Origin of the sequence: Bacillus sp. S71, from assembly GCF_016625265.1 — a bacterium.
Taxonomy (GTDB): domain Bacteria; phylum Bacillota; class Bacilli; order Bacillales; family Bacillaceae_G; genus Bacillus_A; species Bacillus_A cereus.
In genome coordinates, this window is record NZ_JACVUW010000001.1 from 218818 (window position 1) to 234885 (window position 16068).

Here is a 16068-nt window from a genome sequence, read left to right on the forward strand (position 1 = left end):
TAAACTTCTAATACAATAGTAACTACCTTCATATATACAACTTATATTTTTAAAGCTGATTGTTATTATATCATAAAATATATTTATGTAAGTTTTCGAAATAGAAAAGTTATCGTGAATCATTTGTGAAGAAAATGTGAAATATATACAGCAAAAACTTTAATCCTCCCTCCACATTCAACCAGTTTTAAGATTGGAGTCTTACTGTACACATATAGCAGAATAAATAAAAAAGGTATTACGTTGTTACGTAATACTCTTCCAGATAATCATAATACTCAATAATCGTTCACATTGAAAAATACATAAAATGAATCTTTAATAAGTATTTTTTGTTCATCTCCACAAATAGCAGGATAAATAAAAAAGTGTCACATTATAAAGGGTACAGATTATTATAATGTAACACCTTTTCGTAAAAACATATAGTACTACTTGAATTGCAATACCGCTATCCCCAACAAAATGAAACACTTCTTTAAATCCCTCCATGATAGAGGACTCCCTTTATATCGCCACTTCTATATCATCGTTTTAATTATAATTAAAAGCTAACCTTTTCTATACAATATATCCTTTTATTTTTCATATATGTTTAAGGAATGCATTTACATGAAACAGCTATTCCTAACGTATCATATTAGGAATAGCCTCAATAACAAATATCTTATCTAACTTAAAAATTAAATTTAACATTTTCAATTTCTGTATTCTCGATTACTAACCCTTCAATCTTAATATTTTCTAATTTTATTTCCTTATTTGAGCTAATCGTGTCTAAGATACCTAAAAAATTCTCCGCTAATTTTTTAATGGTTTCCATTCTATACAAACTACTTGCATATTCAAATTCAAAAAATAACTCTTTTTTTCCTTTTTCTACAAATAGGGTTAAATCAAATTTCGAAATTTTATTTCTGTATTTAACAGGCGTCATTTTCAAATTCCCCATTATATTTTCATTGATTTGAGATTCTTGAAAAGCTAACATTGTAGAAAATATAGGGTTTCTCCCTAAGTCTCTCTTAATTTTCAACTTATCAATAATCATATCAAACTGATAATCTTGATTATCATACGCTTTAATTAACTGTTCTTTAATCTCTGACAAAAACTCCGTAAAGTTTTTTTTCTCAATGGGAAAACTTCTAATTGCAATAGTATTTGCAAACATACCAATGATATTTTTCAAATCAGAATGTGTCCGCCCTAAAATAGGCATTCCTACAATTATATCGTGCTGCGAGGAACATTTTGATAACAAAATACTATAAGCTGCAGACAAAATCATGTACAATGTCGTATCTGTTTCTAAACATAAATTGTCTAAACGTTGCTTTAATTCATTTCCTCCTTCAAAAATAAAACTATTTCCTTCAAAGCTTTGTATAATTGGTCTAGGAAAATCCGTAGGCATATCTAATACTGGAAGATCCCCTGAAAGTACATCTAACCAATATTTTTCTTGTATACTTGCAGCACTAGTCTTTAAAAACTCATTCTGCCAATAAACGAATTCTTTATATTGAATAGGGTTTTCCTGTAACAGTTTTCCTTGATATAATTCTGATAACTCCTGCAGTAAAATATTGACTGAATATCCATCTGAAATCAAATGGTGCATATCTGTTAAGAGCACATGTTTATGACTACTTAAGCGAATGATCTTAACTCTTACTAAAGGAGCTTTACTTAAGTCAAAAGGTTCAATAAATTCATCAATTATTTTTTCCAGTTCGACATTCAGCTTACTTGATGGATTAGAACATAAATGTTCACCTAAAACAGAATAACTAATTTCTATATCTACTTCTCCCTGAATTCGTTGTTTGGGCACACCATCTACTACTTCAATAGATGTTTGAAATGCCTCATGTCTCTTTACAATCTCACAAAAAGCTTTTTCCAATTTATCCAGATTGATTTCACCTTCAAGTAAAGTTGCTCTTGGCATATTGTAACTAGTTCCAATCCCTTCCATCTGTTGTAGTGTATATATCCTTTTCTGAGCGGAAGAAAGGTCGTAATATTCACACTTTTCTATAGGTTGTAATGACACATACTTACTTTCATAGCTTTTCTTTATATGCTTACTTATACCTCTTACTGTTGGTGCTTTAAACGCTTCTCTTAACGATATATCTACACTAAACTTTTTATGAATTTCTGCCATTAAAAGCATTAACGACAATGAGTTTCCACCCATTTCAAAAAACGAGTCATTCATACTAATTTGCTTAACATTAAGAGTTTCTCCCCACATTTGTGCAACAGTTTTTTCAATTGGATCCTCAGGCAGTTCATAATTAGTTTTTATCAATAATTCATCCTTAATTTCTGGGAGCGCTTTAACATTTAGCTTACCATTTGGAGTCAAAGGAATTCTATCTAACTTAATAAAGATAGAGGGGATCATGTAGTAAGGAATCTTACTTGAAAGGTATTCCCTTATTCCCGACCCATTCTCGTTCTCTTTCAACACAATATAAGCACATAGTATATTATTATTTTCTTTATCTTTTTTTGGAACAACAATTGCATCAAGTACCATATCATGTTGCAACAGTACTGAATTTATTTCTTCTAACTCAACTCTATATCCTCGAATTTTTAATTGATTATCCATTCTTCCGAGAAATTCTACTTCTTGATGGCATGTGAGCCTCCCTATGTCTCCCGTTCTATAGAGTTTGATTTTCTCTTGTCCTAAAGGTGAAACCGTAATAAACTTTTCGCTATTCAAATCAATTTGATTCAAATAACCTTCTGCCACTCCTACTCCACCAATACAAATTTCACCAGCCACTCCAATCGGAACAAGTTTTTGATCCCTATCCAAAATGAATATTTTCGCGTTATCTACTGGTTTTCCAATAATCGTTCTCTTGGATACAAGGTCAAAATCAGTAGCATTAAATTTGTGAAATAGAGCGCCAATAGTGGTTTCTGTAGGTCCATAGTGATTCATAATTGCAGTTTGCGGATACACCCTATTAAACTTACTAATATCAGCTGACTTCACTTCTTCACCACCCAATACGATTAACCTTAGTGCCATGCAATTCTCATAATCTTCAATCGCGCGATGGTTAACTAAATAATTGAATAGTGAAGGAGTCAATTTTATATAACTTATCTTTTTCTCTTTCAAATATGTTATAAGGGTTTCTGGGAGCATATAATGTTCTTTTGGAACCAAATGTAACTCACATCCATTTAATAAAGCTGTATACAAACTTGTATATCCTAAATCAAATGCAAAGGAAGATAACAATAGTGTTTTATCACTATACGTTATACTTGCTTCTCGTGTGAACCATGAAATATAATTTACCAAGCTTTGATTCTTAATTGGTACCCCTTTTGGGAGCCCAGTAGTACCAGATGTATAAATAATATATATTGGATTATCAACTGTACTTCTTTCTTCTATGTTTGAAGGACATTCAAACAATAAGCTCTTATCTTCCAATTCCATAACCTCACAAGTAAAATTATTAGAAGTTAATAAGTGAGACTGGGTCAAAAGAAAAATTGTATCACTGTCTTCAATCATGCTATTTATTCGTTCTAATGGAAACTCCGGATCAAGTGGTAGATAAATTGCCCCACTTTTAATAATACTCCATAGTCCAATGATCATTTCAATAGAAGGCTCAGCTAATAAAGCGATTACTGTATCACTTCCTGCCCCCTTCTTAATCAAGTGTTTAGCTAATTGATTTGCTTTATCATTTAATTCCTTATAAGTTATTGTCCTCTGTCCAAACACTACAGCAGTACGATTCGGATGTTTTTCCACCAGTTCTTCAAATATACGTTTAATCGTTTTTTCTTCTGGATACAAAGTATCAGTATTATTAAAATCACATATTCTATTTTTTTCTTTCATGGTTACTATATCAATTTCCTCAATTGGAATAGTAATGTCCTCTATGATAGTATCAATAATTTTAACGAAATGTTCCGCCATTCGTTCCATGGTCTCTTTACGGAACAAACCTGTACTATATTCAAATATAAAACGAAGTTGTCCATCCTGCTCAGTTACTTTCAGCTCTAAATCAAATTTAGATGTACGATTCGTATACTCGTACGGTTTAATTTCAAAATCACCTATTTCCGCCCTTACTGCATCAACATTTTCAAAAGCAAACATCACATCAAACAGAGGATGACGATTCACATTTTTTCGCAATTGTAGCTTATCAACAAGCATCTCAAATGAATATTCCTGATGTTCCAAAGCTTGAAGTGTGTGGCTTGCAACTTCTTTCAAAAAATCCTCAAACCGTTTCTCTGAAGTAGGATAATTTCTGAGCGCAAGTGTATTAACAAACATACCTACTACATTTTCTAATTCAGAATTCAGTCTTCCTGCTACTGGGCTTCCGATTATAATGTCTTCTTGTCCGCTATATTTAAACAATAATATATTGAATGTCGAAAGTAATAATGAGTACAGAGTAGCTCCTTTTCGGCTTGAGATTTCATTTAATTTAGATGTATAATTTTCATCCAAATTAAATTGAACTACATCACCTTCAAACATTGGCTCATCTAATCTTGGATAATCAGTTGGTAAATTGAGTAATGGTATTTCTTTTGAAAATATTTCAAGCCAGTAAAGTTCTTTTAGTTTCCAGTTCCCGGATTCTATCATTTTGTTTTGCCAGTTTGAAAAATCTTTGTATTGAATTCTTACATCTGGCAAATTATATTTTTGATAAAGAGATGCAAACTCTCTAATTAAAATTCCCATTGATAAACCATCGGATATAATATGGTGCATATCATAAACAAGCAAATATTTCGATAATGATTGCACCTCCACAATTGCCGCTCTGAACAAAGGCCCTTTCTCTAAATCAAATGGTTTAATAAATGTTTCAACAACACTCTCAAAATTTTGTTCATCTGCATACAAGTGTTGCATATTCCATTCAGGATTCTGATGGATTTTTTGAACTATTTTCCCTTTTACTTGTTTAAATGTTGTTCGCAAGCTTTCATGACGATTAATTAAAGCTTGCAATGCCTTTTCTATCTGTACTATATTAACTTTCCCTTCAAGAAATACTGCTCCGGTAATATTATAGTTGGTAGATGCACCATTCAATTGACTAACAATATACATACTTTTTTGTGCTGGAGAGACTTCATAATACTCCTGTGGTGCTACTAGACGAATCGCTTCATATGTTTCTTTTTTCCCCATCATTTCTTCAATGATTACAGCCAATTCCTTAATAGTAGGAGATGCAAATATATTTCCAAGTGGAAGTTCAACTTCAAATTCCCTATGAATTTCAGAAACAAGTGTTATTGCTTTTAATGATTGCCCCCCAATTTCAAAGAAATGATGGTTAATGCCTACACCATCAGTTCCCAGTATCTTTTCCCAAATGCTTACAAGTTTTTGTTGTATCGTATTATAAGGTTTTTGATACTCTTCATCAAACTCTACTTTAATCTCCATATTTTCTAGGGACTTCCGATCAATTTTCCCATTCGGACTGAGTGGGAGGCTTCCTAGTTGAATAAAATAAGAAGGAATCATATATTCAGGAAGTTTCTTCCGCAAAAAATCCCTTATACTGCATTGATTATTTGTATCATGTGAGGGGGAGTCATAGAATGCAACAAGATACTTATCATTTGCTACTCCATTCTTCACGACAACTATAGAGTTTTTTATACTATCACATTTGTTTAAAACAACTTCAATCTCTCCTATATCAATTCGATGCCCTCGTATTTTTGTTTGGTCATCCTTCCGTCCCAGAACCTCAATGTTACCATCGCAAAGTAATTTCCCCATATCTCCTGTTTTATAAAGCATTTTTCCATAATTATGATAATATGGATCTCGAATAAACTTATCCTTCGTCAACTTAGAATTGTTAATATAACCTCTAGCTAAAGGTATGCCACCTATGAATATTTCCCCCTTCACTCCAATTGGCAAAGGATGCATATTCTCATCAAGGATATAAATGCGCCTGTTAGCAAGTGGTTTTCCCACGGGAATAAATTTTAAATCAGCGCTTTTAGTTCCTTTTCCAGACACTTCATATAAAGTACTTGTCATCGCCGTTTCAGCAGGTCCATATGCATTTAATAAAATAATATCTTCTAAAGGTAACTGTTCCCACATCCCTACTTTTTCCGCTGGCATTTGTTCCCCACCAACTATAACGAGTCTGAGCTTACTATCTGGAATTATTTCTGGTCTTGTATACCATTCTTGTACAATTTCGCCCCAATAATTTGTAGGTAGATTAACAACTGAGAGTCCAAGTTCAACACATTTCTGAGAAAACTGATACGGAGTCCATATATTCTTATCACGCAAAACAAGAGAACTTCCTGCAGCTAGTGTTGTAAAAATCTGTTCAAGTGAAATATCAAAACTTATCGAAGAAAACTGAAGAACACGATCCTCTGGTGTCAGCTCATAACGTTTGCGAATATCAATGGAGTGGCTTACAACTGCTTCATGAGACATCATTACACCTTTTGGTCGACCAGAAGAACCCGAAGTATAGATGATATACGCCAAATTCTGGGGTTCAATTCTAACACTCGGTTGTTTTTTTGGTTCTTCGAGCACTGAATCCCATTCTATATCAAGACAAACGGTATGCCCCTGATAATCTCTAATCTTCGGTTGTAAATTATTTTGGGTGAGTAATATAGGTACTTGGGCATCTTTCAACATCAAATTTATTCTTTCTCCAGGATAATCCATATCAATAGGTAGAAAAGCTCCACCAGCTTTTAAAACAGCTAAAATTCCTACAATCATTTTAGGTGAACGTTCAACATACACTCCCACAGGTATTTCAGGCCCGACCCCTAACTTAATGAGCTTATGTGCTAACTGGTTTGAAAGTATATCTAATTCTGTGTAAGATAAACTTTCATTCCCCTGTATAACAGCAGGTTTGTTTAAATTTAATTTTACTTGATCAGTAAATAAATCCTGAAAACATTGATTCTTAGGATAATCCAACCAAGTAGAATTATTATCACTTAAAATATGTGTAAGTTCTTTTTCAGAAATCATTGAGATATCCTCTAACTTATCATCTTCGCTAACAAGCATTTCCCACAAAATATTGATTAAATGCGAAAGTATCTGATTTGCTTCCGTTTCATTTAAAAAGGAACTATTGAATAGTAGCTTCAATTGAAGCTTTGGTTGTAGATTACAATAAACAACCAAAGGGTAATCCATTTGTTCATCTATACGTACTGATTTCACTTGTAATGAACCAATTCCATCTTTCAATTTCACATCGAATGGATAGTTTTCAACAATTACAATACTCTCATACAAATCATATAAGGCAGAGCTTCTTGGCATATCAATCCAACTTCTTATATCAACGAGTGAGGTATATTCATATTGACGCATTTCAGCCTGCTTCAGTTGTACATCTTTAAGCCACTTAATCAAATTTACATTTTTATTTATCTTTACCCTAAAAGGAAGAGTATTCATAAAGCAACCAATTATTGAATCCGAACCTTCTAACTCAGCTGGACGCCCTGATGAAGTTACCCCAAAAATAATATCTGTTTCTTGGGAATAGCGATTTAAAAGAATTGCCCAAGCCCCCTGAATCATAGTATTTAGTGTAATCCGATTCTTTCTAGTAAAGTCTTGAATTATCTGCTGTTTATCTTCAGACACTTCGTATACTACATCTCCAAAAGCGGATAACTGATTTGAATTTTTTGCAGGAAAAATATTATTGAATCGTATAGGTGTTTTAAATCCATCTAACGCGGTTTTCCAAAATTGTTCCGCTTTCTTCTTGTCTTGCCTACGTAACCAGTCGATATAATCTTTAAATGAATATACGTGTCCAAATGTTATCTTTTCACCAACACATAAGGCTTCATAACACTGACCCAGTTCTTTAAAGAGGATGCTATTACACCAACCATCTAACTGAAGGTGATGATGCGTCCATACTACATCATAGGCATACTCGTCTTGCTTAATGACCAAAATTCTCATAAGTGGTGGTTTTGAAAGATCGAATCCTTTTTTACGATCTTCCTCAATAAGTTGTTCTAAATTTTGCAATCCTTCAGATTTTGAAAAATTTGTCCAATCTAAAACTTGGAAAGGAATTTTTATATTTTTATGAACAATCTGTACAGGTTCTTCTAGTCCTTCCCAATGATATGATGTTCTTAAACTTTCATGTCTATCTAAAAGTTTTTGCCAAACCTTTTCAAATATCTCCATATCTAGTTTTGATTTTATTGAAAATATTGTTTGCTCCACAGTTACTGACGATTTCGGTGAGTAGATATGATGAAAAACCATACTTTGTTGTACAGGTGAAAGCATGTATATATCTTCTATATTTTTATATACCTCAAGCCATTCATCAATTTTCTTTTGATCTATGGAGGCAAGAGGGAAATCTGAAGGCGTCAAATATGTACCTTCTTTTGTTTGACAGTGGTCAATTATATCCTTCAAATTGTTGACAAAGTCCTTTGCCAAGCCTTGAATTGTTTCAACCAAATGACTATTCGCACTGTATTTCCATTCTACACATAATTTTTTATCAACGATCATACATTCAATTTCAAGCAAGTGACTTCTAATTCCATTCAAATCACGGGTTGGTCCTGTATTCACATCCGATATATTAAATAACTGCTGTTTTTTAGTTGCTTGTTCGAACTGTCCTAAATAATTAAAGCTTATTTGTGCCCTTTTCCTAGACGAAATTTGCTCTCGCATCTCTTTCTCTGCTAAGTAATATAAAATTTCATAACCAATTCCACCATTTGGTATAGCACGATACCGCTCTTTTACTTCCTTCAATATTTCTGCTATACCTTTCTCTTTTTCAATGTCGCCTATAACAATAGGATAGACACAAGTAAACCATCCTATAGTTCTTGAAGTATCGTACTCTTTTAACAAAGGACTCCTACCATGGCCCTCCAAATCAACTAGTGTTTCACCACTCCAATTTGCTAATGTACTAGAAAGTGCGGAAAGCAGAATATCATCAATTCTCATTTTAAATAATTGATACATGTCATGCAGTAAATACTTTGTTTCTTTCTCCGTCAACATAAAAGAAAGTGTACGAGCAGATTTTTCATCATTTCTCCCCCCTCCCATGTCAATAGGTATAGTATTTATAGAAGAAGGGACATTCTTCTTCCAAAAAGCAAGTTCATCTTTTAGCTGATTAGAAGAAGCATATTCATAGAGATGCTCAGACCATTTTTTAAAAGAGAGACCTTTCACGGGAAGTTGAACAGAGCCACTATTTGTAAGCTGTTCATATATCATCTGTAGATTGTCCAGCATAAGTCGCCATGAATATCCGTCTATTACAAGATGATGTACTGTTATAAACAACCTTCCTTTTTCCTGATCCCCAGAATCAAAATATGCAACTTTAATTAATGGTCCATCTGTGATGTTTAATTCATACTGCAATTTTGATAAAATTTCATGCATATGACTATTATTAAAATCATGTAATTCAAATAATACATTCTCATCAGACTCTGAATAAACTTGAATCCATTCTCCAGCTCTTTGATAATAACGGAGCCTAAAACTATCATGATAATTTGTAAGTATACGAAAACTTTCATGCAACAAATCCGGATCTATACCTGCTTGTGTTTCCAATAGCACAGATTGATTCCAATGATGATAATTTTCCAAATCTTGCTCAAAAAACCACTTTTGAATCGGTGTAAGAAGCACTTCACCAGTCTCAGGTTCTTCTATTTGATCTTCACTATAGCTTTCTTTAATATCTGCAATACAATCCGCCAGTTCTGCTATCGTTTGGTTCTCAAACATCTGACTCACGGTAATCTCTATACCCTTTTGAAGCGCTTTACCTACTATTTGAATACTTAGAATCGAGTCTCCTCCCAACTCGAAGAAGTTATCATGTATACCAATTTCCCTCTGATGTAGACCCAATACTGCAGACCATACCTCTACTAGTTCTTCTTGAACTTTATTTTTTGGAGCAACGTAACCTTTATAGGTATGAATTTGAGGAACTGGTAAGTTCCTTCGATCAAGCTTTCCTATCGAAGTTAAGGGCAGACTCTCTAGCTGAATATAGTATGACGGAAGCATATAATCTGGTAACTCTTTGGCTAAAGATTCCTTAAGTTCCTCCATGTTAATCTGAACATGGGAAACGATATATGCACAGATAACTTTTTTCCCATTATTAATTTCCCAATCAATTACAGCAGCATCTTCAATGTAGTTCCTTTTTAATATTAAATTATGAATTTCTGAAAGTTCAATCCGATACCCCCTGATTTTTACCTGATGATCCTCTCGTCCAAGAAACTCAATTTCTCCGTTTGGAAGCCATCTTCCTAAGTCCCCTGTTTTATACATACGATCATTTGGATTAAAGGGATCATTCATAAACTTATCATTTGTAAATCCTGGAAGATTCAAATAACCTCTTCCTACACCGTCTCCAGCAATATACAACTCACCCGGAACACCTATTGGGCTAATATTTTTATCTTTATCCAATATATAACATCTAACATTTGAAATCGGTCGCCCTAAAGAGACGGTATTTTCCGAACATTCAATACTTAAAGCGTCCACTGTTGTTTCTGCTGGACCATAATTATTATATAATTTATATCCTCTATCAATCAGTGCATCTTTTAATGATTCTTCTAGTCTTTCTCCACCTGAAATAACTGTGTGTAAACTCTGTAATTTGCGATCATGACATAATAATTCTTTTAATACAGTCGGTATGAAATTAATAATATGAATTTCATGTTGATCAACATAATCACAAAAGTGCTTCCTATTTAAAATCAAATTCTTTTCGGCTATATGTAATGTCGCTCCATAAAGTAATGTACCGAAAAAATCCTCAATACTCGGATCAAACACATAATTTGTTAGTTGTAATAGATTCGTTTTTTCCGTTATATTAAATGTTTTTCCAAACCACTGAACAAGATTAACAACATTTCGATTTTCTAACATTACACCTTTAGGTTTTCCTGTAGTACCTGAAGTATACAAAACCGTAAATAAATCATTCGGACTAAGGTTTACTTTTGGTAGAAGAATCTCACCTGAAAAATCCCCACTATTATCCAATGCAAAAACACAATCATTGCTGAATTTTTCAATCACATATTCGTTTTTATTAATTAAATCCTTACTGGTCAATATGAACTTTGTTTGACTATCCTGTATCATATACATTTTCCTTGATTCTGGATATTCTGGATCAATTGGCAAGTATGCAGCTCCGACTTTTAAAATAGCAATTATCCCTATTAGCATTTCAATTGATGGATCCGTCATGATTCCAATAATCTCACCCTTTTTCACTCCTTTTCTAAGCAGTTCATTTGATAAGTTATTGGACATGTCATTTAATTCTTCATAAGTCATAGTCTTATTTTTATATACAATCGCAACATTATCCGGGGTTTTCATCGCTTGTTGCTCAAACAACTGACTAATCGTCAACTGATTTGAATATGTTTTACGAGTATTATTAAATTCTAAAAGGATTTGTTTTTTCTCTTCAATAGATACGATATCAATCTCTTCTATTTTTTTCTGAGGGTTTTTTATGACTGCTTCTGCAATTATAGTAAAATGTTGAGCTAAACGCTCAATTTTAGATGATTCATATAATTGTTCGTTGTAACTGAAACATATCTCAATATCTTTGTGCAAACTTATACTAATAGATAAGCCATAATTAGTCATTTCAAAGGTGGAATATGAATTCAAAGCGATTCTATTTTTGTTTTTCAGTATCGTCTGATCTAAAGGATAGTTTTCAAAAACAACAATAGTATCAAAAAGATCGTTTTCTATTTCCAATTCACTATATTTTTTTATATCTACCAAAGATGATGTTCCATACAATTCCCAATCCTGCAATGTCTTATTTAATTTTTTGATAAGTTCTATAGATGTTTCGCCAGAACTCTTTTTGACTCTTAATGGAACTGTATTTATAAACAGGCCTACCATTTCTTCAATTCCATTAAATGTTCCTGCTCTACCGGAAATAGTTGAGCCAAAAATAATGTCATCACAATTATGATTCTTTTGTAGCACAATTCCCCATAAACTATAAACAAGGGCGGCAAGAGTAACTTCATTTTCCTTCGCAAATCCTTCCAACTTATCCCTTGAAATTTGAATACGATACTGATGATCTTTTCGAATTGATTTATGTTTCTTTTTTGTTACTTCCAATCTATTTTGCGAGTTAAATCCTTTTAAATACTCTTGCCAAAATACTTTCTGCCTTTCTTTATCCTGTTTTTGAATATATTTAATAAAATCTTTATATTTTTTTTTAGTAGGCAGATTGTAAGTTTCTGATTCACTAAGGCATCGGTATGCATTTAGGAATTCTTTTAAAATAATTCCATTACTCCAGCCATCATATATAATATGGTGATTACTTATAATCATTTCATGTCTTTCTTCTGCTAATATGCACAAAGTAACCCTGAATGGTATTTCTCGAAGATCGAACTTTTTTTCACGATCTTTAACTTTTATCTCTTCTAGTAAAATATTTTTTTCACTTTCACTCTTGTGTGTAAGATCAATTATTTTAATATGAGGGGTATATTCTTTCAACACTATTTGAACAGGGGTTTTCACTTTTTCCCAACGAAATAGTGTACGTAACTGCTCATTTGTTTGGACAACCGCCTCCCAAGCTTTCGTAAACAATCCTGCATCAACTCTACCTGAAATCCCCAAACATATCTGTTCAAAATACTCATCACTTTCAGGATTTTTTAAGTAGTGAAATAACAACCCTTCCTGTATTGGCGCTAAACCAAGAATATCTTCCACATTTTGTTTATCCAATTTTATCATCATTGAGCTCCTCCTTGAGACAATCAAATGAATCTAAATAATTATGCTTCTGCATATTTTCTATAATTTCCCCTCTTTCCATCTTGATAACTTTATCCGCGATATGAAAGTACCTATCATCATGAGTAATAGCAATGATAGCTTTTCCTTTTCCCTTTAATTCAGCCAATAGTTCTGTATAGAAAAAATGTCTAAATTCAGGGTCTTGATCTGCGGCCCATTCATCAAATAGATAAATAGATTTATCCTCTAAATAGCTAATTAATAGCGCGAGTCTTTTGCGTTGTCCTGTTGAAAGTTTAGTTGTACTAAATTCTCCATTTTGAATTTGTACTTTTTCATCGATACGTAATATTTTCAAATATTTTTTTATTTCTTCTTCTTTTGAACCATAGTCAATACCATAGACTTTTGTAAACAAATAAAAATCACTAAATATTGCGGAATATAGCTCTCTTAACTGTTCCTGATTTATTTCTTGATTGTTAACAAATATGTTTCCGCTATTTGCAGAATACAAACCTGTAATTAGTTTAGCAAGAGTTGATTTACCACTACCATTGCCACCAGTTATAAATACAACCTCTCCTGATTTAAGTTCAAAATTAATTGGCCCTACTTGAAAAGCTTCTCCATGTTCACTTTCGTATTGATATACTACCTCTTTAATCTCCATGTTTATTTTACTTTGAGGCATCAAAATACTGTTTACGTCTGTCTTATTAGTTTCGGTTTTTAAATACCTTGAAAAATCGTTTATTCTCTTCCAACTAATTTTCATTTGAATCGCATTAGGGATAGTATTGAGTATACTATGTAGCGGCCCTGTCATATAAAGAAAAACAAAAACATAGCTTCTTAAAAAATCACTCTGTACCCCTTTAAATAAAAGCGGAAATAAAAATGTAACAGCCCCAATTACCATAACAAACAGCAATTCACCAATAATAAAGACATTAGCAAACTTAAGACCACCTTGAATCCGCTTATCCTTATAATCCCCACAGCTCTCTTGCATCCCTTGTCCAAACTCTTCTCGTTTTGACTTTCCTATGCTTAACTCTTTATAACCGCCAATGAGATCGTTTATATATCTAAAAAAAGTGTTTTGGATGTCTCTTGTTTGTTCCCAAAGATTATTAGCTGATTTTCCAGCTACATAATACATACCTGCTGCAACCAAAATAACTGCAATAGAAACAAGCAGCCCATAAACATTAATTACTCCCAAATAAACCAAACAACATAAAAGTGTAATTGAATCAGTCAAACCAGTAATTATAGTGGCAGCATAATTACTGATAGCTTCTGTATCATTATTTAAGGTGGTTTGAATTCTTTCTGACTCTATTTTTTCAATTTTTTCATAAGGATTTTTTAATATATCGTTAATTAACTGGATCCTTTTTTCATAAATTAGATTATTTGTAATGGTAATCAACTGCGTCCGTACCAATTTTTGCGCTAATACATAAGTAATAATTCCTAGCAAAAAATATAAAAATAGACTATTGTTGCTTGAATAATTACTTCTAGTTAAAGCTTCATTAATAATAAAAATAATCATCGCATTTCCAAAACCACTTGTTACACTCAACACAAAAATCGGAAAAAAATTTTTCTTATCATGCAAAGGAAAAATAATTATTAAAGATAAATATAGGCAGAACAGTACAATACCAATTAAGGTAGCCCATACCGCAAAACTCATACTGATAGGTAACCAAACATTAACAAAATCCCAAGAAAGTCTCCCGAAAAATACAAATGGAATTTTATAAAGCGCATACCCAGCTAAGAACGCAAACAGAAACGTTATAAAGGGGATACAAATACTTTTAAATTTATTTTTTTCCAATTTCCTTTTTTTCTTATACACCTGAATCATAACTATGAAAATGAAGTATAGAGTAATAATTGAAAAAGGAACCATAAACAAAAGTACAGTAACAGAAAAAGCATCGATACTCTTATACATATCTTTACCGTTTGTCACCACACTCTCCCCCACAAGTGTGTCCATAATACCCTGGCCAATATTTTGAGTGTAATCGGAGTTCATGTTAGCCATCACCGCAACTCCCAACTTCTCTTGAGGATGAAATACAACGAAAGAGGAGAAATTCGGATTACTTCCTGCATGTGATATTTCACCAGGACCATTTTGAAAAACTTGCCATCCTCCGGCATAAGAAGAGCCATCCTCAGATGGTGGAACTGATCTGTTTGGTATATGTGTACTATAAATTGCCTTTTGCTGATCATCACTTAGTCCATATATCCCAAGCTGCATACGAAGCCACTTTTCCATGTCTTCAGTATTTGAGATAAAATAACCTGCGGGTGTATTCCCTCGATAAATAGGTGCATTAAACTCTATAGGCTTTAAAAAACCTATTTTATACCCCTTTGACATATCATATTTAGCGACATCTTTTCTAAACAAAAAAGTATTACTCATATTAAATTGGTTTAATATATTATTCTGAACGTATTGTTCAAAAGATTGATTGGTAACTTTTTGTATAACTAATCCTAGAATATCGTAGTTAATACTAGCATAATTGAATTGCTCTCCTGGATATGTCTCCAATTTTTGATTTAATATTTCTCTAACTGTATTTTCCAACGCATCATTGTCATTTGAGATAGGTATGTCCCCAATCGTATGAAAAGGGATCCCACTCGTATGATATAAAAGCTGTTCAAGAGTTATTTCAACATTTTTATTAAGTTGTTGTCCTTTATAATTACCTTCATATGTCATTTGAAACCAATGCAAATATTCGCTAACGGGGTCCTTTAAATCAATTAACCCCTTTTGAACAAGTTGATATATTGCGAGAGCTGTAAACGCCTTACTATTCGAACCGATTTCAAATAATGTTTTTTCCGTTACACGTCGCTTTTTCTCAAGATTTGAATAGCCAAAACTTTTTTTATATACAGCTTGATCACCTTTGACTACTATCACTGACATTCCAGGAATTTTGGCTTCTTGCATTTGTTTTTTTATAAGCGAGTCTAGTTGTTCTTTATCGTTTTCCGTAAACATTCTATTATTCTCTGCATTTGCTATTTGAATCCCAAATAGCATCTGTACATTTAATAATATTACAAGGGTAATCAAAACAAATTTTACTCTCATCATG

The 16068-nt window shown here is 32.7% G+C and carries 2 protein-coding genes; both read right to left on the minus strand.

What is annotated here, in order from left to right:
- Positions 1-676: 676 nt before the first annotated feature.
- Positions 677-12916 carry a non-ribosomal peptide synthetase gene (locus IBT51_RS01155; protein ID WP_200458013.1) on the minus strand — a complete coding sequence of 4080 codons (12240 nt, stop codon included), beginning with the start codon at positions 12914-12916 and terminating at the stop codon, positions 677-679.
- Positions 12900-16067, minus strand: a complete 3168-nt coding sequence (locus tag IBT51_RS01160) for a cyclic peptide export ABC transporter (protein WP_088025304.1) — start codon at positions 16065-16067, stop codon at positions 12900-12902. The genes IBT51_RS01155 and IBT51_RS01160 overlap by 17 nt, the downstream gene beginning before the upstream one ends.
- Between the last annotated feature and the right edge of the window lies 1 nt (position 16068).

Excerpts from the sequence above, each read along its gene's own strand:
- IBT51_RS01155 (WP_200458013.1), bottom strand. The coding sequence starts at position 12,916 with ATGATAAAATTGGATAAACAAAATGTGGAAGATATTCTTGGTTTAGCG.
- IBT51_RS01160 (WP_088025304.1), bottom strand. The coding sequence starts at position 16,067 with ATGATGAGAGTAAAATTTGTTTTGATTACCCTTGTAATATTATTAAAT.